This is a genomic window from Mesorhizobium sp. B2-4-13 (assembly GCF_006658535.1).
Classification (GTDB): domain Bacteria; phylum Pseudomonadota; class Alphaproteobacteria; order Rhizobiales; family Rhizobiaceae; genus Mesorhizobium; species Mesorhizobium australicum.
Genome location: NZ_VFVB01000002.1, coordinates 102,213 through 126,279 on the forward strand (window position 1 = coordinate 102,213; position 24,067 = coordinate 126,279).

General features: G+C 63.2%; 23 protein-coding genes. 8 read left to right on the top strand and 15 right to left on the bottom strand.

Going from position 1 to position 24,067, the window contains the following annotated elements:
- Positions 1 to 23 precede the first annotated feature (23 nt).
- Positions 24 to 1,202 (bottom strand): MFS transporter, encoded by a 1,179-nt coding sequence (locus FJ936_RS04590; RefSeq protein WP_141906180.1) that lies wholly within the window; start codon positions 1,200 to 1,202, stop codon positions 24 to 26.
- Between the two features lie 195 nt (positions 1,203 to 1,397).
- Here FJ936_RS04590 and FJ936_RS04595 point away from each other — a divergent pair, with 195 nt between their 5' ends.
- The 4 genes from FJ936_RS04595 (at position 1,398) to FJ936_RS04615 (ending at position 8,783) form a co-directional block, all read left to right on the top strand.
- Positions 1,398 to 1,754, top strand: coding sequence for a helix-turn-helix transcriptional regulator (locus FJ936_RS04595; RefSeq protein WP_140617775.1), 357 nt, complete (start codon positions 1,398 to 1,400; stop codon positions 1,752 to 1,754).
- Between the two features lie 290 nt (positions 1,755 to 2,044).
- Positions 2,045 to 2,911, top strand: a complete 867-nt coding sequence (locus FJ936_RS04600) for an SH3 domain-containing protein (protein ID WP_246680414.1) — start codon at positions 2,045 to 2,047, stop codon at positions 2,909 to 2,911.
- Positions 2,912 to 3,338: 427 nt separating this feature from the next.
- Positions 3,339 to 6,830, top strand: a complete 3,492-nt coding sequence (gene carB / locus FJ936_RS04610) for a carbamoyl-phosphate synthase large subunit (RefSeq protein ID WP_141906181.1) — start codon at positions 3,339 to 3,341, stop codon at positions 6,828 to 6,830.
- Between the two features lie 201 nt (positions 6,831 to 7,031).
- Positions 7,032 to 8,783 (top strand): ATP-binding protein, encoded by a 1,752-nt coding sequence (locus FJ936_RS04615; protein ID WP_141906182.1) that lies wholly within the window; start codon positions 7,032 to 7,034, stop codon positions 8,781 to 8,783.
- A 127-nt stretch (positions 8,784 to 8,910) separates the two neighbouring features.
- On the opposite strand, the gene FJ936_RS04620 is transcribed toward FJ936_RS04615, so the two are convergent.
- The 5 genes from FJ936_RS04620 to FJ936_RS04645 all read right to left on the bottom strand — a co-directional run bounded on the left by FJ936_RS04620 (position 8,911) and on the right by FJ936_RS04645 (position 12,962).
- On the bottom strand, positions 8,911 to 9,303 hold the full coding sequence (locus FJ936_RS04620; RefSeq protein ID WP_140721848.1) for a RidA family protein: 393 nt from the start codon (positions 9,301 to 9,303) through the stop codon (positions 8,911 to 8,913).
- A 241-nt stretch (positions 9,304 to 9,544) separates the two neighbouring features.
- Positions 9,545 to 10,009: a cupin domain-containing protein gene (locus tag FJ936_RS04625; protein ID WP_141906183.1), complete on the bottom strand. Its 465-nt coding sequence runs from the start codon at positions 10,007 to 10,009 to the stop codon at positions 9,545 to 9,547.
- A gap of 297 nt (positions 10,010 to 10,306) precedes the next feature.
- Positions 10,307 to 10,864: a DUF4142 domain-containing protein gene (locus FJ936_RS04635; protein ID WP_141906184.1), complete on the bottom strand. Its 558-nt coding sequence runs from the start codon at positions 10,862 to 10,864 to the stop codon at positions 10,307 to 10,309.
- A 129-nt stretch (positions 10,865 to 10,993) separates the two neighbouring features.
- Positions 10,994 to 11,992: a YihY/virulence factor BrkB family protein gene (locus FJ936_RS04640; RefSeq protein WP_141906185.1), complete on the bottom strand. Its 999-nt coding sequence runs from the start codon at positions 11,990 to 11,992 to the stop codon at positions 10,994 to 10,996.
- Positions 11,993 to 12,218: 226 nt separating this feature from the next.
- Positions 12,219 to 12,962, bottom strand: coding sequence for a DUF899 family protein (locus FJ936_RS04645; protein ID WP_141906186.1), 744 nt, complete (start codon positions 12,960 to 12,962; stop codon positions 12,219 to 12,221).
- A 153-nt stretch (positions 12,963 to 13,115) separates the two neighbouring features.
- On the opposite strand from FJ936_RS04645, the gene FJ936_RS04650 reads away from it, so the two are divergent.
- A complete protein-coding gene (locus FJ936_RS04650; protein WP_141906343.1) occupies positions 13,116 to 13,454 on the top strand; it encodes a hypothetical protein in 339 nt (112 codons plus the stop codon).
- Positions 13,455 to 13,541: 87 nt separating this feature from the next.
- On the opposite strand, the gene FJ936_RS04655 is transcribed toward FJ936_RS04650, so the two are convergent.
- The 5 genes from FJ936_RS04655 to FJ936_RS04675 all read right to left on the bottom strand — a co-directional run bounded on the left by FJ936_RS04655 (position 13,542) and on the right by FJ936_RS04675 (position 18,131).
- Entirely contained in the window at positions 13,542 to 14,366 is an 825-nt protein-coding gene (locus FJ936_RS04655) for a carbohydrate ABC transporter permease (protein WP_141906187.1), read from the bottom strand.
- Position 14,367: 1 nt separating this feature from the next.
- Entirely contained in the window at positions 14,368 to 15,240 is an 873-nt protein-coding gene (locus FJ936_RS04660) for a sugar ABC transporter permease (protein ID WP_246680423.1), read from the bottom strand.
- 80 nt (positions 15,241 to 15,320) lie between these two features.
- Positions 15,321 to 16,589, bottom strand: coding sequence for an ABC transporter substrate-binding protein (locus tag FJ936_RS04665; RefSeq protein WP_140721828.1), 1,269 nt, complete (start codon positions 16,587 to 16,589; stop codon positions 15,321 to 15,323).
- A gap of 115 nt (positions 16,590 to 16,704) precedes the next feature.
- A complete protein-coding gene (locus FJ936_RS04670) occupies positions 16,705 to 17,193 on the bottom strand; it encodes a GNAT family N-acetyltransferase (protein ID WP_015316178.1) in 489 nt (162 codons plus the stop codon).
- A 5-nt stretch (positions 17,194 to 17,198) separates the two neighbouring features.
- Positions 17,199 to 18,131: a lytic transglycosylase domain-containing protein gene (locus FJ936_RS04675; RefSeq protein ID WP_140789603.1), complete on the bottom strand. Its 933-nt coding sequence runs from the start codon at positions 18,129 to 18,131 to the stop codon at positions 17,199 to 17,201.
- Positions 18,132 to 18,312: 181 nt separating this feature from the next.
- Here FJ936_RS04675 and FJ936_RS04680 point away from each other — a divergent pair, with 181 nt between their 5' ends.
- Positions 18,313 to 18,882 (top strand): methylated-DNA--[protein]-cysteine S-methyltransferase, encoded by a 570-nt coding sequence (locus FJ936_RS04680; protein ID WP_140789605.1) that lies wholly within the window; start codon positions 18,313 to 18,315, stop codon positions 18,880 to 18,882.
- Between the two features lie 23 nt (positions 18,883 to 18,905).
- Here FJ936_RS04680 and FJ936_RS04685 read toward each other — a convergent pair whose 3' ends face one another.
- Positions 18,906 to 19,232: a hypothetical protein gene (locus tag FJ936_RS04685; protein ID WP_140664970.1), complete on the bottom strand. Its 327-nt coding sequence runs from the start codon at positions 19,230 to 19,232 to the stop codon at positions 18,906 to 18,908.
- A gap of 275 nt (positions 19,233 to 19,507) precedes the next feature.
- Between FJ936_RS04685 and FJ936_RS04690 the strand changes: the two genes are divergently transcribed.
- Entirely contained in the window at positions 19,508 to 19,720 is a 213-nt protein-coding gene (locus tag FJ936_RS04690) for a cold-shock protein (RefSeq protein WP_015316174.1), read from the top strand.
- A 423-nt stretch (positions 19,721 to 20,143) separates the two neighbouring features.
- On the opposite strand, the gene FJ936_RS04695 is transcribed toward FJ936_RS04690, so the two are convergent.
- From FJ936_RS04695 to FJ936_RS04705, 3 genes are all read right to left on the bottom strand, one after another.
- Positions 20,144 to 20,752 carry a glutathione S-transferase family protein gene (locus tag FJ936_RS04695; RefSeq protein ID WP_015316173.1) on the bottom strand — a complete coding sequence of 203 codons (609 nt, stop codon included), beginning with the start codon at positions 20,750 to 20,752 and terminating at the stop codon, positions 20,144 to 20,146.
- 83 nt (positions 20,753 to 20,835) lie between these two features.
- Entirely contained in the window at positions 20,836 to 21,690 is an 855-nt protein-coding gene (locus FJ936_RS04700) for an EAL domain-containing protein (protein WP_015316172.1), read from the bottom strand.
- Positions 21,687 to 22,583, bottom strand: a complete 897-nt coding sequence (locus FJ936_RS04705) for an EAL domain-containing protein (RefSeq protein WP_140721817.1) — start codon at positions 22,581 to 22,583, stop codon at positions 21,687 to 21,689. Before FJ936_RS04705 ends, FJ936_RS04700 begins: the two co-directional genes overlap by 4 nt.
- 216 nt (positions 22,584 to 22,799) lie before the next feature.
- Between FJ936_RS04705 and FJ936_RS04710 the strand changes: the two genes are divergently transcribed.
- Complete coding sequence (locus tag FJ936_RS04710; RefSeq protein ID WP_140664964.1) at positions 22,800 to 24,002, top strand: pyridoxal phosphate-dependent aminotransferase; 1,203 nt, start codon at positions 22,800 to 22,802, stop codon at positions 24,000 to 24,002.
- Positions 24,003 to 24,067 lie beyond the last annotated feature (65 nt).

A 24,067-nucleotide genomic window follows, 5' to 3' on the forward strand; every position in this document is an offset into this window, starting at 1 on the left:
GGATGCAAGCCTCGGAGCCGGCCTTATTCCGCCGGCATGGTGACGGCCCGGGCAAACACCCGCCCCGCCAGCACGATGCCGAGCCCGACGATCGGAAACACCGCCGCGACCAGGCCGAGATCGGCGGGCGCGCCGTAGCGCAGCACGCCACCACCGACCACCGCGCCCACCGCCACGCCGAGATAGAGCGCCGAGCCGTTGAGCGACAGCACGATTGGGGCGGCGTCCGGCGCCAGCTTGATGATGCGGCTGGCCTGCGCCGGCGGGAACGCCCAGCCGACGATGCCCCACGGCACCATCATCGCCATCAGTGCCGGTCCGGCAATGTGCTGCGGCAGGAAGGTCGGGATGACCGACAGCATGACCAGCATGGCCGCACTCAACGCCAGCGACCAGCCGACGGTGCGCGTGGCGCCGAAACGGTCGGCCGCCTGGCCGCCGGCAATGTTGCCGATGACGGCGCCGAGGCCGAAGGCGAGCAGCATGCCGGGCAGCGCGATCTCGCTCAGCCCGCCGCCTTCGATGGCAAGCGGCGCGACATAGGCAAAGACGGTGAAGGCACCGACCAGCGCCAGCAATGTCGTCACCAGGATCGGCATCACGCCGGGACGCATGGCGGCCGCCAGCCGGCGCTTCAGCGGCAGCCTGGTGCCGATGATGCCGCGCGGCAGGCGGTACCACAGGATGGCGCCGGACAGCGCGCCAAGGCCGGCAATGGCATAGAAGGTGCCGCGCCAGCCGGCGATGGCCGCGACGAGCGCGCCAAGCGGCGCCCCGACTGCGACCGCCACCGTGGTGCCGCCGACGACAACGGCGATGGCACGGGCGCGGTGATGATCGTCCACCAGCGCCACCGCCGTGCCTTGCGCGGTCGCCGCGAACAGGCCCGACGACAGCGCCATGATGATGCGTGCGACGAGCAGCACTTCGAAGGATGAGCTCAAGGCGGCGACGACATTGCCGACGACGAAGAACACCAGCGTCCACAGGATCACGCGGCGCCGGTCCCATTCGCCGGTCAGCGTCGCCAGGATCGGTGTGCCCACGGCATAGGCGAGCGCGAAAGCGGTGATCAGCGAGCCGGCGAGCGGCACCGAGATGCCGGCATCCCTGGCGATATCGGGCAGGAGGCTGGAGATGACGAAGCCTTCGGTCGAGATCGCAAACGATCCGAGCGCGAGCCAGAAAATTCTCTTGTCCATGGGAAAGCGTCCTTAGTTCAAAAGTTATTGAACAATTGGACATAAAAGGGCATCATGTCAATGAAGCCAGGCAAAAATGGCATAACCATGCTGACAGCCCTGTGTCAGGACGGCCATGAAGTGGAGAAACAGTGTGTATGGACCGGGCAGGATCGATGCGTTGAAATCGGCCCGAACTGTGCTTAGGTTCCAGCCATGACCTTGCCACACCCTAACACGGACCAGATCAGCCTGCCCATTGTGCTCGGCGTGCTCGGCGACCCGACGCGGCTTGCGATCGTACGCTATCTCGCCAGCAAGGAAGGCGTGCCGCTGAACTGCAGCCGCTTCCTCGATCTCGGCTCCAAGACCAATCTGAGCTACCACCTCGCCAAACTGCGTGAGGCCGGTGTCACCCGCGCCGAAGTGGTCGGCACCAACCGCATGATCACGCTGCGCCGCGCCGATCTCGACGCCCGCTTCCCCGGCCTGCTCGACAGCGTCATCGCGGCTGCCGCGGACGACGCCGCCCTGCCGGCCGTCGGCGGCCACGACATCGAAGTGTCGGCCTGACACATTTCCTTTCCCTCGCGAAGCGGGAGGAAATCATGTCCCTGTCAGGGTCGCCCTTTCGACCAGTCCTTCGCCAGCCTGTGGAGCCCCCTCGAAAATGCGCTTAGCCCGCGACGGCATCGTCACCTTGGGCGGCGCCGGCCAGCCGGATCGCCTCGAGGCGATCGCCGTCGAGTACACCACGAGGCGGCGGGCCGGTGTGCCGCCATGATTAGACTGAATTTCCGGCTTACATGGCGGCGCATCGTCCCTTATAAAACCGGCCGGACATGCGGCAAGATGGCCGCAGCATGAAACTTCGAGTATCGGCGCACGGCCAGATGATGAGGCGCACAGTTACGCTCCGAACAGGTTTGCATGCGCTGGTTGCGGTTCCGCTGCTGATGGTGGCGTGGCTGGCTGTTGTCCCGGCCCATGCGGAAGAAGGTCCTTTCATCTCCGTCGTCACCGGGCTCGCCCCCGACGACCTGCTCAATGTGCGCGCCAAGCCGTCGGCGATCGGCAAGACCGAGGCCCGCCTGGCCGCCGGTGCGAGCGTACGGAACCTCGGCTGCAACGACATTGACGGCCATCCCTGGTGCAAGGTCGAGTCTGACAATCCCAAAGCCACCGGCTGGGCTCCCGCGCGCTACCTCATTCCCGTCAATCCGGCGACCGTGCCCGACGAGGCCGCGGATACGCCCGCCATGGCCACCGAAGCCGCCGCGACGCCCGATGCACCCGACCTGACCGCTCGGCTGGGTGACGCGAACCAACCGGCCAGCCCCGAAGCCATGCCGAAATCCGCAGCGGAGATCGCCATGCAGGATGCCTATGGCCTGGCGCTGGCTGCGGCTGAAAACGGACCCGCGGCCGAAGAGCCAACCGGGGCCACGGCGGCCGTCGATGGCGCCCTGCGAATTCCCTGCGCCCGCTACGTTGGACAGCCCATGGCGCCTTGCGCGGCGAGCGTGACGCACAAGGGCACGGACAAGGCCGACGTGACCGTGACCTGGCCCGATGGCGGCAGCCGCGTCATCTCCTTCGCTGCCGGCCTGCCGGCAAGCTCGGACGCCGGCAGCGACTTCCGCTTCACCCGGGAAGGCAAACTCAACATGATCCGCATCGGCGTGTCGGAGCGGTTCGAGATCACGGACACGCTGGTGCTGGGGGATTAGAGTTCGGCGACTTTTGCCGTGGCTGCCTGATTGCTGGGGTTTGCGCCGCCCTCATTGCCCTGCCGGGCATTTCTCTCCGTATAATGACGGGGAGAAAGATGCTGGCCGCAACCTTGCGCTCTTCTTGCAACAGCGGTGATTGGCGACACCGGCGACGGCAGCACCCCTCTCCCCGTCGCCATACGGGGAGATGATGCCGGCAGGCAGGTGAGGGGCAGCGCCAACGCACTGCAAGATACCCATTCAAACCAAACGCGCGCGCCCAGCCTGTGCAGCCCCGCCCAATCCCGCATTTTCGGGGTTACATCGGGCAAAACTCTTCCCTATAAGGCCCTCCTAGCCTGATACCAGAATCGCGAGCACAACCGGCCGGGTCTTCCCGTCCCGGTTTTTTGTGCAAGCCCGCTGCCGAACGGAATTCATAGACATGCCCAGACGCACCGACATCAAGTCGATCCTGATCATCGGGGCCGGCCCCATCGTCATCGGCCAGGCCTGCGAATTCGACTATTCCGGCACCCAGGCCTGCAAGGCGCTGAAGGAAGAGGGTTTTCGCGTCATCCTGGTCAATTCCAACCCGGCCACCATCATGACCGACCCGGAACTGGCCGATGCCACCTATATCGAGCCGATCACCCCAGAAGTCGTCGCCAAGATCATCGCCAAGGAGCGGCCCGACGCGCTGCTGCCGACCATGGGCGGCCAGACCGCGCTCAACACCGCTTTGTCGCTGCGCCGCATGGGCGTGCTGGAGCGCTATCAAGTCGAGATGATCGGCGCCGACGCGCATGCTATTGACAAGGCCGAGGACCGCGCGCTGTTTCGCGAGGCGATGAAGACGATCGGGTTGGAAACACCGAAGTCGATGCTGGCCAACGCCACCGACGTCAAGAACGCCGACCGCAAGACGCATGAGGCCGAGCGCGCCGCGCTGAAGGCCGAGAAGCCGGAAAATCTCGACGCCGAACTCGATGCGCTGGAAACCCGCTGGAACCTCGGCGAAGGCGACCGCAAGCAGCGCTATATCAGCCATGGCATGGCGATCGCCGCCCAGGCGCTCGACCATGTCGGACTGCCGGCCATCATCCGCCCGTCCTTCACCATGGGCGGCACCGGCGGCGGCATCGCCTACAACAGGGCCGAATTTTACGACATCGTCCAGTCCGGCCTCGACGCCTCGCCGACCACCGAAGTGCTGATCGAGGAAAGCGTGCTGGGCTGGAAGGAGTATGAGATGGAGGTCGTCCGCGACAGAGCGGACAATTGCATCATCGTCTGCTCGATCGAGAACATCGACCCGATGGGCGTGCATACGGGCGACAGCATCACCGTCGCCCCGGCGCTGACCTTGACCGACAAGGAATACCAGATGATGCGCAACGCCTCGATCGCGGTGCTGCGCGAGATCGGCGTCGAGACCGGCGGCTCCAACGTGCAGTTCGCCGTCAACCCGGCCGATGGCCGTCTCGTCGTCATCGAGATGAACCCGCGCGTCTCGCGCTCGTCCGCGCTCGCCTCCAAGGCGACCGGCTTCCCGATCGCCAAGATCGCCGCCAAGCTTGCCGTCGGCTACACGCTGGACGAGCTGGAGAACGACATCACCGGCGGCGCCACGCCCGCCTCGTTCGAGCCGAGCATCGACTATGTCGTGACCAAGATCCCGCGCTTTGCCTTTGAAAAATTCCCCGGCGCCGAGCCGGTGCTGACCACGGCCATGAAGTCGGTCGGCGAAGTCATGGCCATCGGCCGCACCTTCCAGGAGTCTTTGCAGAAGGCGCTGCGCGGTCTCGAAACCGGCCTCACCGGCCTGGACGAGATCGAGATCCCCGGCCTCGGCGCGACCAACAGTGCCGATGACCGCAACGCCATCCGCGCCGCCTTGGGCACGCCGACGCCCGACCGGCTGCGCATGGTGGCGCAGGCGATCCGCATGGGCACCTCGCTCGAAGACGTGCACGCCATGTGCAAGATCGACCCCTGGTTTCTCGAACAGATCGCCGGCATCGTCGCCATGGAAGCCCGCATCCGCGAGCACGGCATTCCGGGCGACGCCGTCAATCTGCGCATGCTGAAGGCGATGGGCTTCTCCGACGCCCGCCTCGCCTCGCTGACGAAGACCGACGCCGAAGTCGTTCAGAAGACTCGCGAAAAGCTCGACGTTCATCCGGTTTATAAGCGCATCGACACCTGCGCGGCCGAATTCGCCTCGCCCACCGCCTACATGTACTCGACCTACGAAGTGCCCTTCGCCGGCGCGCTCGCCAACGAGGCGCAGGTCTCGGCGCGCAAGAAGGTCGTCATCCTTGGCGGCGGGCCGAACCGCATCGGCCAGGGCATCGAGTTCGACTATTGCTGCTGCCACGCGGCGTTCGCGCTGCGCGATGCCGGCTATGAAGCGATCATGATCAACTGCAACCCCGAGACGGTCTCGACCGACTACGACACCTCGGACCGGCTCTATTTCGAGCCGCTGACGGCGGAGGACGTGCTGGAGATCCTGCGCGCCGAGCAGGCCTCGGGCGAGCTGGTCGGCGTCATCGTCCAGTTCGGCGGCCAGACGCCGCTGAAGCTGGCCGACGCGCTGGAGAAGGCAGGCATTCCGATCCTCGGCACCTCGCCCGACATGATCGATCTCGCCGAAGACCGCGATCGCTTCCAGAAACTCCTGCACAAGCTGAACCTCAGCCAGCCGAAGAACGGCATCGCCTATTCGGTCGAGCAGGCCCGCCTCGTCGCCGGCGAGCTCGGCTTCCCGCTGGTGGTGCGCCCCTCCTATGTGCTGGGCGGCCGCGCCATGCAGATCATCCATGACGAGGGCATGCTGCAGTCCTATTTGCTCGACACCGTGCCCGGCCTGGTGCCGGAGGACATCAAGCAGAAATACCCCAACGACAAGACCGGCCAGATCAACACGCTGCTGGGCAAGAACCCGCTTTTGTTCGACACCTATCTCTCCGGCGCCATCGAGGTCGATGTCGACTGCCTCTGCGACGGCAAGGCGACCTTCGTGTCAGGCATTCTCGAACACATCGAGGAAGCCGGCATCCATTCGGGCGACAGTGCCTGTTCGCTGCCCGTTCACTCGCTGCCCTCGGACCTCGTCGACGAGCTGGAGCGGCAGACGGCGGCGCTCGCCCGCGCGCTCAATGTCGGCGGGTTGATGAACGTGCAATACGCGATCAAGGACGGCACGGTCTATGTGCTGGAGGTCAACCCGCGCGCGTCGCGCACCGTGCCTTTCGTCGCCAAGACCATCGGCCGTCCGATCGCCAAAATCGCCGCCCGCATCATGGCCGGCGAGACGCTGGAAGACGCCTTCGCCCATTACGGCGCCATGCCCGACCCCAGGAACCCCGGCCACATCGCGGTCAAGGAAGCCGTCTTCCCCTTCGCCCGCTTCCCCGGCGTCGACATTCTGCTTGGGCCCGAAATGCGCTCGACCGGCGAGGTCATGGGCCTCGACCGCGACTTCGCGCTGGCCTTCGCCAAGAGCCAGCTCGGCGCCGGCGTCGACCTGCCCCGCTCCGGCACGCTGTTCGTCTCGGTCCGCGACGAGGACAAGAAAGGCATCCTGCCGGCGGTCAAGCGCCTCGCCGGCCTCGGCTTCAAGGTGCTGGCCACCTCGGGCACGCAGCGCTTCCTCGCCGAAAACGGCGTCGACGCCCAGAAGATCAACAAGGTCCTGGAAGGCCGCCCCCACATCGAAGACGCCATCCGCAACCGCCAGGTCCAGATCGTCTTCAACACGACGGATGGCCAGAAGGCGGTGTCGGACTCCAAATCGCTGCGCCGGGCAACGCTGATGCAGAAGGTGCCGTATTACACGACGCTGTCGGGTGCCGCAGCGGTGGCGGAGGCAATCGCGGCGCTGAAGGCAGGGAGCCTGGAGGTCAGGCCGCTGCAGGAGTATTTTGCTTAGACACTCGCAGAGTCGGCCCGACCTCAAGTTGTGGGTCATTCCAGTCGCATGACCAGAAACTCTTGCAATCCTGATCATCGTGAGAGCGTAGTTCTAACGCTAGATTCAAGTCGCTCTTACCACAGGCAACAAAATAGATATTGCTTGGCTAATTTAAGCCATTAAGCCAACATCGTAGCAGGGTAATGGTGGGAAGCGGCAATGGCGACAATTCAAGCAATAAATTTCGAGAATTTTAAAAAATTTAGCCGTTTCTCAATAAGCTGCCGTGACACGAATATCCTCGTTGGTCCGAATAACGCTGGCAAATCTTCCACATTGGACGCTCTCCGCATTTTTCGCGATGTTCATAGATACGCTAGCAGGACCAAGTCTGTGCTGAAAGATCATGGAAGTTTCGGAGTATGCGCCACCTATGAAATGTCTCAAAGTTTGATTGGCATACCGATCGATAACGTTGTCCGAGATTACGGAGATGAGCCCGCCAGAATTTCAGTGAAATTGACGAACGATTCGACGCTACATGTAGAGCTTCATCCTGACCAGCTTGTCACAGCGTTCGTCGAAGCCGACCGAGCTATCCCGCGCACTACAGTGGATTTTAAGCGACTTTTCCCCATTGACCTAGTGATAGTTCCCACGTTGTCGGCACTGGAAGATCGGGAGCCACTTGTCCGACCAGAAACCGCGACTAGAAATGAGAACACAAGGTTGGCCAGCCGCAATTTCCGAAATATTCTCTACCAAAAGCCTCGCGGAGAATTCGACAAGTTTGTCCAGCTTTGCAAAGAGGGATGGGAGGACATCGAACTGGAATACCCCGAGATAGTGCGTGGAGATCCTGCATATGTCACAATGATGTACCGAGAGAAAAGGATACCAAGAGAGCTGTATTGGTCTGGATTTGGCTTTCAGGTATGGATGCAGATGATGGCTCAATTTTTGCGAGGCAATGGTGATTCAATACTAGTTCTTGACGAACCCGATATATATTTACATCCAGAACTTCAGAAGCGAGTATTGAGAATGGCCAAGGAGAAATTCGGCCAGATTTTTATTGCGACGCATTCAACGGAGATCATGAATGAATCGGAGCCGGGAGATATAGTATCAATTGTTTACAACAATAGAACAGCTATTAGAATCACTACAGAGGAAGGATACAAGAAGGTCTATTCGTACCTGGGCTCGTCTGAGAATGCCGAATTTGCCAGACTGGCGAGAGCTGAAAGAATCATATTTTTTGAGGGCAAAGAAAGAAACTTAATCCGAAAATTTGCGATTAAGGCTAAGCTGGGAGAAATGTTTCAAAACCCAAAGACGGTATACCTACAAGCAGGGGGGTTCTCTCAATGGACGCGCGTGAAAGAAGTCGACTGGGCGCTCCATAACATATTTGATATTAATGTGAAGATTGCAGCCTTATTCGACAGAGATTATCGGTGCGACGAAGAAATACAATTATTCAAAACGAATTTAGAAAACAGCTCACTATGGATTGATGTGTTAGGCCGGAAGGAGATCGAAAACTACGCCCTAGTTTATGATCCATTAAGCGAAGCAATCAAGAAGCGTGTAAGATCGAGAGGAAACGACATCACTTCCGATGAGGTTAGTGAGCGCATTGTCAAACTTTCGGATACCTATCGTACAGCTTGTCAAGCGCAGCATCTAGCGCATTACCTCGCTCATCACCGAGAGGTCGATCGACGTACAACGGATTCAACACACTTGGAACGGGCAAGTGAGCGATTCGAAGCTTATTGGGCGGACATCGATAAGCGTTTCTCGATCATACCGGGCAAGGAGTTTATTGCTGTTTTATCTGCTGGACTTCAGCGCGATTACGGTGTCTCACTAACTATAAATCAGATTGTTGATGAAATGGGTCAAAGTGACGTGCCGCCTGATTTAGTGGATCGCCTTTCTAGTATGACTGCCTTCTTCAACTAGCTTCTATCTATCACCGTTTAATTTTAGGACGGCCTTGTTGACGTCCCGGTCAAGGGCACGCACATTGTCTACATTGATCTCCCACCGTTCAGCGTTGATCAGCGTAACTCGAGAAGCAATAGCAATCTCACCCCACCGCCACGCACTCTATCTCGATATCAAACTCCATCGGCCACGACGCCACCGGCACGAAACTGCGCGCCGGTGGGTTCACGCTGAAATACCGGGCATACACCCTGTTTATCGCGTTGTAGAAGCCGGAATTGACGGCGTAGATGCGCACCATCACGACGTTTTCCAGCGAGGTGCCGGCCGCTTCAAGGCAATGTTTCAGCGCCTTCAGCGAGGCCTCGGTCTGGACCTCGATGTCGCCGCGCACCATCTCGCCGGTCACCATGTCCACCGGCGGCGTTGCCGAGATGAACACGAAGCCGTTGGCCCGCACCGCCGTCGAGCAGGGCAGGCCGAGCGCCCGCACCTTGTCCGACATGACGGGCACTTCGATGACTTCTTTTTTCATGGTGGTGCTCCCTGGGTTGGGCAGGGCTGGCGCCAAACCCCTCACCCAGCCTCCGCTTCGCTCGGCTGACCTCTCCCCAGAGGGGAGAGGAGATTACGAGCGCCAGCGCCAAGCTCTTCTCCCCAGCGGGGAGAAGGTGGACGCGAAGCGGCCGGATGAGGGGGCTGGCGCCGACTCCCGCGGTTATTGGCAGCTTATCCCGGCACGGGCGGAACGCCAGCGCCGCCGCATGGTCCAGCCCTCACCCCTGCCCCGGATAAGGCGTGCCGTCCTTGTGCAGGAAGCGCCCGTCCGAACTCGGGCTCATCATGTCGATGTCGGAGCAGGTGATGACATCGTCTGGATTGCGCGAGCCGACTTCCAGGTAGCGCGCGGTAACCGGCGAGCGGTTGATCATGTGATGGCCGTTGCCGCTGTTCTTGGCGAAGGCAGCACTGTCGCCGGCCTTGAGCAGCGTCTCGCCGCCATCCTCGACCAGCACCAGTTCGCCTTCCAGCACATAGACGAGCTCGTCCTCGTGGCTGTGCCAGTGACGCTGGCTCGACCAGCCGCCGGGTGGCAATGTCATCAGGTTGACCCCGAAATCGGTAAGCCCGCCGGCATCGCCGAGGCGCCGGCGCGTACGGTCGGCGCAAGGGGCGTCGAAGGGTGCGGGGTAGCCCGAGCCCTTGCGCACGGGCACGGATGCGAGGTCGATCTTGGGCATACGGTGCTCCCGAGGGTGATGGCGGGCAGTGTAGCGCATGGCCGGTGGAGGCACAGGGCCAAGTTGCGCGTTTTGCCTGGGCGTATCCGACGTAGCGCCCTACGGCGCCCCCCTCTGTCCTGCCGGACATCTCCCCCTCTTGGGGGGAGATTGGCAGCTTTGGCGCCGGCTCTCTTCCTGGCAATGTTGAAAATTGGCGAAGGCAGCGATGACAGCCAATCTCCCCCCTCGTGGGGGAGATGTCCGGCAGGACAGAGGGGGGGCGCCGTAGGGCGCCAGCTTGATCCAGCCCAGCCCCTAGTGCGCCGCGCCGAGCTCCTTCACATGCTTTTCATGCATCTTCAGCACCGGCAGCGTCTTCTTGGCGAATTCCTTCAGCGCGGGGTCGTCGCCCGATTTCGCATAGGTGCTGAACAGGGCCACCGCCTGCTTGTGGGCCTCGGTCTGCATCATGATGTATTTCTCATCGAACGCCTTGCCGCTGGCGGCTTTGAGCTGGTCCAGCATCTGCTGGTCCTTGGGTTGCAGCGCGGGTCCGGCGGGCTTGATCGAGGCGGTGGTCTGCCCCTTGCTCAGCGCCTGCTTGAAGTCCTCGCCGGCCTTGGTGTGGTCCTTGATCATCTGGCCGGCGAAGGCCTTGACGTCGGCCGAGGCGGATTTCTGTTCGGCGAGCTGGCTCGACTGGATCTCGAATTCATTGGCACTGGGCACTGTGCCGACAAAGGTCGGGGTGTCGACCTTGCTGTCGGGCAACATGGGCGCGACCGCGTTCGAATTGGTGCCGTTCGTCTGGGCAAGGGCGGCGGGCGCGACGGCGGTCAGCGCGACGGCGACCATGGTCAGGAGCATTTTCATCTGGCGTCTCCGATCGGAATGGTTCCCTCGAGGAGTCCAACGCCGCAGATGCGGCGAGGTTGCCAGCCGCATCCTTCTCGTCGCGCCGTAGAAGGGAAAGCAGCCTTGCGACCGCGGCAGGATCTCTCCCTAAGGGCGGCGAGGCCCCAGCAGAAAGGCCGTCATCGTCGCGCTCACGCAGGCCACCGCCAACAAGGGGACGAAGCCCGAAGAGCCGGGGCTTCGGTGCATTGGAACAAGGCTTTCCGCAGCCGGAGCATTTTGAACCAACCCGTCCAGGTCGGACCTGCTCCCCCGTCGAACGGAATAGGCTCGCGTCAACTCCGCACCGAGCAGAAAGATTTCCGATGAATAATAGACCCAGAGCAGTATGACGAGCAGCCCTCCGGCCGCACCATAGGACGACGCGATCGCACTCGTGCCGATATACCAACCGATAAGCGACTTTCCCAACGTGAACAGAGCGGCGGTCACCACGGCACCGATCCCGACATCCCGCCATTGCAAGGCACGGTCCGGCAGCACTTTGTAGATCGCGGCAAACATCACGGAGATCAGGGAAAAGGAAATCAGGGTGTTGATGGCGCTCAGAACAAATTGGCCGAACGGCAGATAAGCGCTGATCACGCTGCCCAGAGCCGAGATCGCCGCGCTCGCCGCCAAGGATACCAGCAACATGAAGCCGAGGGCGGCGACCAGGCCCAGACTTGCCGCACGCGCGCGCAAGAGACGCGACAGCGAATCCCCTCTCGCTTCAACCTTCCATATTGCATTCAGGGCCTGCTGCATTTCGCCGAACACCGCGGAGGCGGTGACGAGCAGAGTGGCCACGCCGATGAGGGCCGCCAGGGTCCCCGATGATTTGCTGGATGCCCCTTCGAGCGCCGTCTGAAGCAGCGCCGCGCTTTCCCGGCCCATCAGCCCCGATATCTGAGCAGACAAGGCCAACTGTGCCGCGTCATGACCAAAAGCGATGCCGGCTATCGCGACGACGATTATCAGAACCGGGGCCAGCGACGTGGCGGCATAAAACGCCATTGCCGCGCCATGGCTAAGGGCATTGTCGTTGACAAAGCCAACCACGCTTTCTCGCACCAAGTCCCATACGTCTTTGATCGCGGGGCGCACGTCTAATCCGTGAAGCGGGTCGCAAACCGTCTCCTATCAATGCAGCGGATCTTCCGATGTTCCGGCCGACTTGAGTGAGAGTTCCAGCAGCCACGTGATGCGCGGATCAAGGACACGGGTCAAACGCAAGGCATCGCCCGACGAGCCCGCCTACCTCATCGAACAGGCCGACGGCGACCATGTGCTGCAGAGCCACTCCGAACTGAAGCGTGCGGACCGAGCGTCCTCAGTGGCAGCACGCCTCGCCATATTGCAGCTGCTCGCCGAAATTCGGACGGCCCTCCGGCGTGAAATCCATCAGGTTCCACAGGATTTCGCAGGTGCCGATGGCGCGCGGATCCTGGCCGGGCTCGGTCGGCGCGAAGCCGAGTTCCGACGACCAGAAATGCCTGACGCCGTCACCGTCGCGGTGGAACACCGACAGCAGCGGGACCTGCGCGCCGTCCGCATCCTCGGCATTGTAGTCGCGCTTGAAGGTGTTGTTGGCCGACGACACCAGCCGCATGTTGCGCCAGCCGCGATCGCGGCCGAGCGTGACGAGGTTTTCCAGCGCCGTCGTGGCCACCACTGCGAAGTTAAAGCCGGCCGCTTCGAGATGGCCGACCGCGCCGTCGAACTGGTCGAGCAGGGCGGTGCAGGACGGGCATGGCTGGTCGGGCCGGGCGAGCTTCGCCGTACCGCCGCTTGTCGCGACGTCGCGCGTCTCCCGCGGATGGCGCGGGAACATCATGTTGTAGAGGATCAGCGTGTTCTTGCCGGACGCGAACAGCTCGGACAGGTTTATCCTGGCGGGCTTGCCGGCGGCATCGAGCCCGTCGAATACATAATCCTGCGGCACCAGCCCGCCCGGCGGCAGTGCGCGGCGCGCCTCGGCCACGGCTTCCATGGCGCGGCGCAGCTCGATTTCCTTCTTCAGCAGCTTTTCGCGCGCGGTGCGGTATCTGGCGGATTCGTTGGGAAAGGTGATCATGATCGGCTCCTTGGTTCCGCGCGCCGGCGTCCCGGCGCGATTGCTCTGCGACCCAAGGACGTTTGGCCGGAACCGGTCCCGACATTTCGCATCGGGACAGGCCCGGCCTTGCCACATCCCCGTTATCGGCTACAGCTGCGAGTGGAGAGAAGAATGCACGAAGCCGACGAGATCGACCTGCGCTGCCCGCAAGTGGTGGCCGACAATGCCGCCAAGGGCCTGCGGCTGCGCAAGCAGTTCGGCCGTGGCGGCACCGAGATCGGCGTCGCGCGGGCGACGGAGCTGAAGAACCGCGAGAAGCTGGCGCCTTCCACCATCCGCCGCATGGTCAGCTACTTCGCCCGCCACGAGGTCGACAAGCGCGGCAAGAATTACGGCAATGAGGAAAACCCTTCGGCCGGCGCCATCGCCTGGCTCTTATGGGGTGGCGACGAGGGCCGCGCCTGGGCGCTGGAGATCAAGCAGAAAATCGGCAACGCGCCCGATATCTGAGGATGCCCTGCCCTCCGCTATGGCTTCGGGCGTTCGTCGCTTCAATCGACAAATCGTTGTCGATTGATCGGCTTCGCCGACCACTCCTCACCCCTTGACCCCGCCGGCGGTGAGGCCGGAGACGATCTTGCGCTGGAAGACCAGCACCAGCACCACCAGCGGCACCGTGACGATCACCGAGGCGGCCATGATGTTGCCCCACGGGATTTCGAACTGCGAATTGCCCGAAAGCAGCGCGATCGCCACCGGCACGGTCCGCCGCGCGTCGTTGGAGGTGAAGGTCAGCGCAAACAGGAACTCGTTCCACGCGCCGATGAAAGCCAGCAGCCCGGTGGTCGCCAGCGCCGGCCACATCAGCGGCAGGAAGATGCGCGTGATGATGATCCACGGCGTCGCACCATCGAGGATCGCCGCCTCCTCGACCTCGACCGGCAGGTCGCGCACGAAAGCGGTGAGCACCCAGACGGTGAACGGCAGCGTGAAGATCATGTAGGAGAAGATCAGCGCGAGGAGGGAATTGTAGAGGCCGAACAGCCGCACCAGCTCGAACAGCCCGGCCAGCACCGCCACCTGCGGGAACATCGAGACCGACAGGATGGCGAACAGCAATGCCGAGCGGCCGCGAAAACGGATACGCGCCAGCGCGTAGGCCGCGGTGACGCCGAGGAACAGCGACAGCGCCACCACCGCACCCGAAACCACGAGCGAGTTCAGCAGGTTGCGCAGGAAGGCGCCTTCGGCCAGCACGTTGCGGTAATTGCCGAGGCTGGGCGCCTTCGGCCACAGGTCGGCCTGGAACAGCTCGGTCCCCGATTTGAGGCTGGTGACGATGGCGTAATAGAACGGGAACACCGCGATCAGCACGATTGCTCCGACCAGCAGATAAAAACCTATGCGCTTCAGCAGCCACATCTCAGCGGCCTCCGTCCAGGCTTAGCCGGCCGATGCGGATGGTGAGCATGGTGAGCAGAGCGAGAATGAGGAAGAGCAAGGTCGAGGCGGCCGAGCCATAGGCGAACTTGTCGAACTCGAACAGGTTCTCGCGGGCGAACACCGACATCGACTTGGTGTGCGCATTGTTGGGCGTCAGCACATAGATCAGGTCGAAGATGCGCAGCGCATCGAGCGCCCGGAAGATCACCGCCACCATCACCGCCGGGCGGATCAGCGGCAAGGTCACCCGCCAGAAGATCTGCCAGGGATTGGCGCCGTCGAGCCTGGCGACCTCGATGATCTCGCGCGGCAGCATCTGCAAGGCCGCCAGGATCAGCAGCGCCATGAAGGGCGTCGTCTTCCAGATGTCGACGATCAGCACCGCCGCCATCGCCGTATCCGCGCTGGCGGTCCAGGCGATCTTGTGGTCGATCAGCCCGAGGTTGACGAGCACGACATTGATGATGCCGAACTGGTCGTTCAGCATCCACTGCCACATCTTCGCCGAGACGATGGTCGGGATCGCCCAGGGGATGAGGATCGCCGCCCTGACGACGCCGCGGCCGGGGAATTCGGCGTTGAGCACCAGGGCGACGACCATGCCGAGGATCGTCTCGCAGGTCACCGAAACCACCGCGAACCGCACGGTGTTCCACACGGCGCCCCACCAGACCGGGTCGAGAAGCAGCCCGTCGTAGATGACCCGCCCGCTCGGCATGCGCAGGACCGAGACGTAATTGGCCAAGCCGACCCATTGGCGGGCGTCGAGGTCTGACAGCGAGGCATCGGTGAAGCTGAAATAGACCGTGCGCGCCAGCGGCCAGCCGGCAGCGGCGGCGAGCACCACAAGCATCGGCGCCAGAAACAGCCATGCCGAGCGCACACGCTGGCGCGTCAGGCTCGAACCAGAGCGCGCATCGGCCGGGTGCGCGCTCACCAGCCCTTGCCTTTCAGCCGGGTCAGCGTCGCTTCGAGGTCGGCCAGATTGTCGGCGGCGCTGCCCTCGCCGGACAAGGTCTTGTGGACGGCGTTCCAGAACTGGCTCGACGCCTCGTTGTACTTGTTCCTGGTCACCGCCGAGGGCCGTGGCCCGGCATTGAGGAAGACCTCCTTCCAGTGTGGAATGATCGGCTGTTGCCGGGCGATGTCGGCATCGTCATAGAGCGCCTGGATGGTCGGCAGGTTGGCGGTCTTGAGCGTGCGGTATTTCTGCATTGCCGGCGAGGCGATGAACTTGACCAGCTTGATCGCCGCATCCGGGTGCTTGGAATATTTCGAGACCGCGAGGTTCCAGCCGCCGAGCGTCGCCGCCGGCCGGGCGCCCTCGCCCGTGCCCGCCGGCAGCGGTGCGACATCGAACTTGCCCTTGATCGGCGACCCCTGGCTGTTGCCCAGCGCATAGGCATAGGGCCAGTTGCGCATGAAGACCGCATTGCCGGTCTGCCACACGCCGCGCGCCTCCTCTTCCTGGTAGGCGAGCACGCCCGGCGGCGCGATGGTGCCGATCCAGGCCTTCGCCATATCGAGCGCGGCCGCCGCCTGGGGGTTGTTGATGGAAATGGCGCCGTCCGGCTCGACGATATGGCCGCCGCCATTCGACACCACCCATTCGAACGCGTCGCAGGTCAGCCCCTCATAGGCATTGCCCTGGAAGACGAAACCCCAGATATCCCTGTTGCCCGACGCCCGTTCCCTGTCCATCACCAGCCTGGCGGTGTCGCCCAGCTCCTTCCAGGTGGCCGGCACCTTGGCGCCGTATTTGTCGAGCAGGTCCTTGCGGTAGTAGAGCGCCGGCGCATCGGTGAAGATCGGCAGCGCCACCAGCCTGCCGTCGACGGTCTGCGACTGGATGATCGACGGGAAATGCCTGGCCACGACATCCCTGGTCGCTTGGGTCAGGTCGACGAACTGGCTGGCGAGCTGCGGCGCCCAGATGACATCGGTTTGGTAGACGTCGACGTCGCTGTTGCCGGCGGCGAGCCACAGCCTGTACTGGCCGAACTGGTCGGTCCCCGACGACGGCATGGCGACGATGGTGACCGTGTCGCCGCTCTCCTTCTCATAGCGGTCGAGGATCTCGCGCAGCACCTTGAGGCCGTTGCCGGTGTCGCCCGACACGATCGACAGCTCGACCGCGCGCGCCGGACCCGCCGCGAGCACGACAACGACGCTCAACGCCAGCCATGCGTGGAAAAGCTTCATCGCGGTGGATCTCCCTTGGCAGCCGGCGGCGCACGGCACCGGCAGCCGGTCAGGACCCCACCGTTCATTGAATGCGGAGCAGCGCCTTGGGTTCCCGAACAGCGATCGCCGCCAGTCAGCCTTCCCAGGCGACGGGCCTCATGCCCAGCCGCTCGTAAAGCCGCACGGCGGCGGGGTTCTCGAGCGTATTGGTCTTGAGGTCGACATGGGCCGCGCCCCGGTCGCGAAAAATGGCGAAGGCGTGCCACATCAGCGCTTCGCCGACACCCTTGCCGCGCGCCTCGGGATGAACGGCCAGATCCTTGACGAACGCCGAGCTCCAGCACAGTGCAGCCGCCGCCAGCCTGCCCTTGGCGTCGATAATGAGGAAACACAGCGCCGGGTCGAATTGGGGATCTTCGGATATGCGTGGCCACCATTCGTCGAAGGGGCCGTCCGTGCCGTCGTCGAACACTTCGCCCAGCAACGCATGCAGGGGCAGCGCGTCGCCGCGCTCGAACGAGCGCATGACGAAGCCGTCCGGCCAATGCGGTGGAACAAGTGTCTCGTCGAGGATCTTGCGCAGCCGGATGTCGTTCGGAGCCGGCGGGCGCGGTTCGGGCATCGCGCTCAGGCGTCGGGCTGAAGGCGCCCGCGCTTGCGGTCGACGCCGAGGCCGGTCGCCTCGAGCAGGCCCTTGCGCTTGGCGTCGAAATAATAGCCGGTCTGGTAGAGCCAGTCGGCCTTCTTGGCGTTGCCGTTGGACACCAGCCAGGCGCCGCGCAGATATTTGACCGCGTATTTGAGGTTGGTCTCGGCGTCGAACAGGCCCTTGGCCGGCCCATCATAGCCCATGCCGCGCGCCGTCGCGTGCTTGATCTGCATCAGCCCCCAATGGCCATTGTTGTAGGCCTTGGGATTGTAGGTGCTTTCGCGGTTGACGACATGGCGCACCAGATCCACCGGCACCTGGTAGAAGGCGGCGTATTTGACGATCAGCCGGTCGACGTCGCCGCGCATGCCGGTCGCATGCTGCTCCGGCTCGACCGGCGCCGACGGGAACTGCACCAGGGCGGCAGGGTTCTGCGGCACGACATAGGCCACCTGCTGCACGCCAGGCAGTTTCTGGCCGCCCTTGGCAACCGTCGGCACGATGAGCCCGGCGGTCGTATAGGTCTCCGCCGACTGGATCGGTCGGCCGGCTTTCGCCGGGGCCGGCGCCTGCCAGGCATTGGCGGCCATCACGGCGGGCACGGCAGGCGCGGTTGGGGTCGCCCCGGCAAAGGCCGCGGTCGCCGCGGCCGGCTGCGCGGCGGCATCGAGGGCCGGTGTACCCGCGCTTGGAGTCGACTCGGCGGTCTGGACGGGGCTGATTCCGGAGGATTGCGGCAGCACCGAAACCGTTTCCGGCAACGGGATGGTGAAGCCGGCATCGCTACCGGCAACGGTCGCGGTTTCGGTCAGCGACGGCGCGGCCTTCATCTGCGAGGTCGAGGTGCAGCCGCTGATGCCGGCAGCCGCCACGATCATGCCGATGGCGATAAGGGTTTGTTTTGCTGGCAAGCCGCGTTCGGTGTCCGGTTTGTCGGGTGTTAAGATTTTCCTTACACCAGCGATTCCTGGGTAGCAATCGGGGCCATCTGGTGGTTTTCGGGTGGCGGGATGCAGGCAGCGATGCCATATTGTTCCTGATATGTACCGGCAGGAATCCCGGATTTCGCCGCTTTGCGGAAAGGAGTGCAGCATGGAAACGACATCTTCGATCACGGCCGGCCACGCAGTGTTAGAAACAGTGATCGGTTTCATGGGCATCGCCTGGAGCGAAAAGGGCCTGATCCGGCTTTGCCTGCCCGAACGCAGCCGCGAAGCGGTGGAGCGGCGGCTGATGCGCCATGCCGGGATTTCCGCCTCCACGGCCCAGCCATCATGGGTGGTCGAACTGATCGCCTCGATCAAGGCTTACGCCGCTGGCGAGGACGTCGATTTCACCGGCTTTCCCGTCGACCTCGACGGCGTCGACGATTTCCGCCTCGCCATCTACGACGCGGCACGAAAACTCGGCTATGGCGAAACCACCACCTATGGCGAACTCGCCAAGCGCGCCGGCCATGCCGACCTGCCGCGCGAAACAGGGGCGGCCCTTGGCGCCAATCCGGTGCCGCTGGTCATCCCGTGCCACCGCATCCTTGCCGCCGGCGGCAAGATCGGCGGCTTCTCGGCGCCCGGCGGCTCGACCACCAAGGAAAAGATGCTGGCCATGGAAGGCGTGCATGTCGGCCCGCCGCCGCCGGCGCAGGTGTCCTTCGGCTTCTGAGAGCAGTAAGCCGCTCCCGGGTGCTAATGGCGCCGGATGAATCGATGCCTGAAATGCTCATTGTCCCGCCGCTTGCAGTTGTACACCGGGCAGGACTTGGTGTCGGCGCTCGGCACATAGGCGCGTGTCCGCACCTCGCCCATGGTGCAGAACTGCTGGCTCTGCACATAGCGGTCATAGAGCGGCAGGCCCGGCACCCGCTTCGACTGATAGCGAAGAATAACCGCACCTTGGCGCGCGATCGTCGACTGGACCTTGCCGCAGCTCAGACGTGTGGGGTCGTAGCGCGAGATGGCCTGCGCCTGGGCGGCCAGCAGCGTGAGGCAGGCGGCAAGCAGGATGGTTTTCATGGTCGCTCTCCCCTCGATCCGCCGCCCGGGACGGCACGATCTTGCGCCACGGTTTCACCAGATTGGGGCGGTCGTTGGGCGGCCCCGGATCACGACGTTTTCACGCAGTCTTGTTTTTTGTGCGAAAGCAGCCTATATCAGCCCCATTGATATTTCGGCCGATCGATCCGGGCCTCGCGATCTTCGCGTTTGCTGACGTCTATCTCCAAAATCTCGATGCACACCGGCTGGACTTCGGTCCGGTCATACCAAAGCAAATGTGAAGGACTATTTTTATGGCAACTGGAACGGTCAAGTGGTTCAACGCCACCAAGGGTTTCGGCTTCATCCAGCCTGACAGCGGCGGCGCGGACGTTTTCGTCCACATCTCGGCTGTCGAGCGCGCTGGACTGTCGACCCTGGTCGAAGGCCAGAAGATCAACTTCGAGATCGAGCAGGACCGCCGCACTGGCAAGTCGTCCGCTGGTTCTCTGAGCAAGGCAGCCTGATTTTGAAAATGGCGCGCGCCGGACGAGAGTTCGGGGCGCCCGGCAAGTCACGGATGTACTGACGGTCGCGCGAGAAGCGCGCCGGAGCGGAAAGACCCGACAAGCTGGAACAGCAGATAGCTGCCAGCCCGGACCGGACGCTCCCAATCAGGCTACCGAAATGGGAAGGCGGGATTTATCCCGCCTTTTTATTTGTCTGGGTTTGGCGAAGGCGGCGAAGCTGCTGTCCTTCGCCCCGTCTCTATACGGGGAGAAGTGCCCGGCAGGGCGATGAGGGGCAGCGCCAACGTTTCGGAATTGCCCCTTTTTGAACTTACCCCGAAAGGCTGGCCGCCGCCCCTCATCTGGCTGCCGCCATCTCTCCCCGTATGGAGCCGGGGAGAAGGACGCTGCGGCACCGCTTTCGCCAATCACCTGCGTCGCCTACCCCACCCACTCGATCGGCACATGCCCCGGGTCCGCCTCCACGCGGCCGAGCCAGGCGACCACCGCCGGATAGGCGTCGAGCTGGAACCCGCCCTGCTCCGCCGTGTGGGTATAGGCATAGAGCGCGATGTCGGCGATGCTGAATGTGCGGCCGGCGAAGAAGGCGTTGTTTTCGAGATATGTGTTCATGACGCCAAGCGCCTTGTTGCCGCGCTCCAGCGTCACAGCCAGCCGCTCCGGCGTGGCATCCGCTGCGCGTTCCGGAAAGGTCAGCAGCGCCTTGCGCACGGCGATATAGGGCTCGTGGCTGTATTGTTCGAAGAACAGCCACTGATAAGCGAGCCCGCGCTCATATTTGTCCGCGGGCAGCAAGCGCGTGCCTTCGGCGAGATAGAGCAGGATGGCGTTGGATTCTGCCAGCCGCCGGCCGTCGTCCAGTTCCAGCAGTGGCACCATGGCGTTCGGGTTCTTGGCGACGAAATCGGCCTTGCGCGTATCGCCGGTATGCGAACTCACCTCGACGGTGGTGAAGGCCAGGCCGAGCTTGGCCATCAGCAAACGCGGCTTGTAGCAATTGCCGCTATCGATCATGCTGTAAAGTATCATCATGGTTCCCCGGAGCGCTGCTTCTGCGAGCGGATTATCGCAGCGGCGCCATCCTCAACCAATGATTTGTTTTGGCGCGACCATCAGCGCCGCTTATGCAACGGCACAACCTTGTTGTCGAAGCCCAGCAGCGCATCGACGGCAAGCGGCTCTTCGTTGAAGATGGTGCCGGCCAGCGCCGGACGCCCAAGCAGAAAGCCCTGCAGCAAATCGACCCCGCCTTCGAGCGCGACACGCAGATGGGTGGGCTGCTCGATGCCCTCGACCAGCACCTTGGCACCGCGATCGTGGAGGCTGGACACCAGCGGGCGGAAGAAGCGTTCCGCGGCGGCGTGGCGGCAGAATTCCGCGAACCAGCCGCCATCGATCTTGACGATGTCGGGCTGAAGCAGGCTCACCCGCTCCACGGTCGAGTGGCCGGTGCCGAAATCGTCAATGGCGATGCGGATGCCGTCGCGCCGCATTTCACGCACCAGCCTGGCCAGCAGCGCATCGTCCGCCGCCTGCTCGGTGATTTCACACACCAGCATTGCCGGAGCCAGGCCAAGTTCGTCGAGGTGCCGGCTCATCAGCCGGATCTCGGCCAGCGCCCGTCCAGCATGGTCGTTGACCAGGGGATTGTAATTGAAGAACAGGTCGAGCCCGTCGACCCCGATATTGTGGAAATTCCTCAGATGCAGCACCCGGCACATTGTTTCGACGTACAGCCGCTCCGGAGCCGCGACGCTGTCGAAGAACACCCGCGGCGACACTGGCCGGCCGGCGCGGTGCGGTTCGATCAGGCCCTCGACGGCCACGGGATGCAAGCTGCCGCCGCGCGGGGCGTAGATCGGCTGGTAGGCGCTGCGCAGGCGGAAGTCGCCATGGATGCCACATTCGATGCCGATCTCGTCGACGAAGATCGCATCGCCGACGGTGCGCCGCCGCTCGACGCTCATGGCGCCACCTTGCGCCCGAAGGCTTTTGCGGGCCTCCCGGCGCGCGGCGCGACGGTGGCGGGAGCGGACGCATGGCTCAGGGGAGGAACCGGCTCGGGACTGCCCTGGCCGAAAGCGCGGAAACTCGTCGGCGCCAGTTCTGGGCGGGCCAGCACATAGCCCTGGACCATCGAAGCGCCCGATCGTTCCGCCAGCTCCAGTTGCCAGCCTTCCTCGATGCCTTCGAACACCGTGCGGATGCCCTGGTCCTCGAAGCTCCTCACCATGGATGTCAGCAGCGCGAAACCGGCGCCCGATTCCATCAGTTGCGTGATCCAGTGCGCATCGAACTTGACGATGTCGGGGCGCAATTCCTTGACGCGGGTGATGTCGGAATCGTCGGCGCCATAGTCGTCGACGGCAATCCGGAAGCCGTTGGCCCTGAGCGCGGCGACGAAGCCGTGCAGGGTTTCCTGCGATGCCGATCTCTGCTCCGTCACCTCGCAAACGACGCGGCCCGGATCGATGCCGGCTTCCTGCAGCACCAGCCGCATGTCACGCAAGGCATTGTCGGCGACAGCGCGCTCGGTGAACACCGACGGGTCGAAATTGATGAAGATCGACGCCTCTTGCGGCAGGCAGGCGCCGGCATTGAGCAGATGCAGCGTCCTGGTCAGCGCCTCGACATGCAGACGGTCGGCCGCCGGACAGGTCGAAAAAAAGCTCATCGGCGATTGCGGCTCGCCGTCGCGAAACGGACGGATCAGCCCTTCGAAGGCGGCAACCGAAAGCTTGCCCTCGTTGAAGGCAAAGATCGGCTGAAAAGCGCTTTGCAGCGTATAAATGCCCCAGACACCACTCGAGGTGCCGTCATCATGACGGGTGATATGGGCAAGTCCGATGCTGCGCGACAAAGGTTCCTCGCTCCGCGACCTGGCGGAATTGAACCGCGATCCTGCCATGCAAGCCTCTACCGCCCGTTAATGAACTTTCTTTTGCCGATCACGCCTCATTGACCGCGCTGCCCCACCTGGCCCAGCCGACAAGGCTTGCGCTGACGGGAATGTTGCGACATGAGAAGCGCCGCGGCCGCTCCTGGCCGCGCCGATCCTTTGGAGAGACAAAAGGTCATGGCCTTTCTTGCCGACACCCTTTCCCGCGTTAAGCCTTCCGCCACCATCGCGGTGACGCAGAAAGCGCGCGAGCTGAAAAATGCCGGCCGGGACATCATTGGCCTTGGCGCCGGCGAGCCCGATTTCGACACGCCCGACAACATCAAGAATGCGGCGATCGAGGCCATTCGCCGTGGCGAGACCAAATACCCGCCGGTTTCGGGCATCGTGCCGCTGCGCGAGGCGATCGCGAAAAAATTCAAGCGCGAGAACAATCTCGACTACAAGCCCGAGCAGACCATCGTCGGCACCGGCGGCAAGCAGATCCTGTTCAACGCCTTCATGGCGACGCTGAACCCCGGCGACGAGGTCATCATCCCCCGCCCCTACTGGGTCAGCTATCCCGAAATGGTGGCGATCTGCGGCGGCACGTCGGTATTTGCCGACACCTCGATCGACAATGGCTTCAAGCTGACGCCGGCGGTGCTGGAAAAGGCAATCACGCCGAAGACCAAATGGCTGCTGATGAACTCGCCGTCGAACCCGTCGGGCGCGGCCTATAGCGAGGCCGAACTGCGGGCGCTCGCCGACGTGCTGCTGAAGCACCCGCAGGTCTGGACGCTCACCGACGACATGTACGAACACCTGACCTATGGCGACTTCGTCTTCAAGACCATCGCCGAGGTCGAGCCCAAGCTCTACGAGCGCACGCTGACCATGAACGGCGTCTCGAAAGCCTATGCCATGACTGGCTGGCGCATCGGCTACGCCGCCGGTCCCGTCCAGCTGATCAAGGCGATGGACATGATCCAGGGCCAGCAGACCTCCGGCGCCTGCACCATCGCGCAATGGGCTTCGGTCGAGGCGTTGAATGGCCCGCAGGATTTCATCGCCAAGAACAAGGCGATCTTTCAAGGCAGGCGGGACCTCGTCGTCTCGATGCTCAACCAGGCGCGCGGCATCACCTGCCCGTCGCCGGAAGGCGCCTTCTATGTCTATCCGTCCTGCGCCCAGCTGATCGGGAAGAAAACCAGGGCCGGCAAGGTGATCGACACCGACGAGGCCTTCTGCTCGGAACTGCTCGAGGCCGAGGGCGTCGCGGTGGTGTTCGGCTCGGCCTTCGGCCTTGGTCCCAACTTCCGCATCTCCTACGCCACCTCGGAGACGCTGCTCGAGGAAGCCTGCACGCGCATCCAGCGCTTCACGGCATCGCTGACCTGATCTGGTCGATCCGAAACAAACCCGGCGTCACCGCTGTCAGGCGTTACCGCCGGGTTTTGTGGATA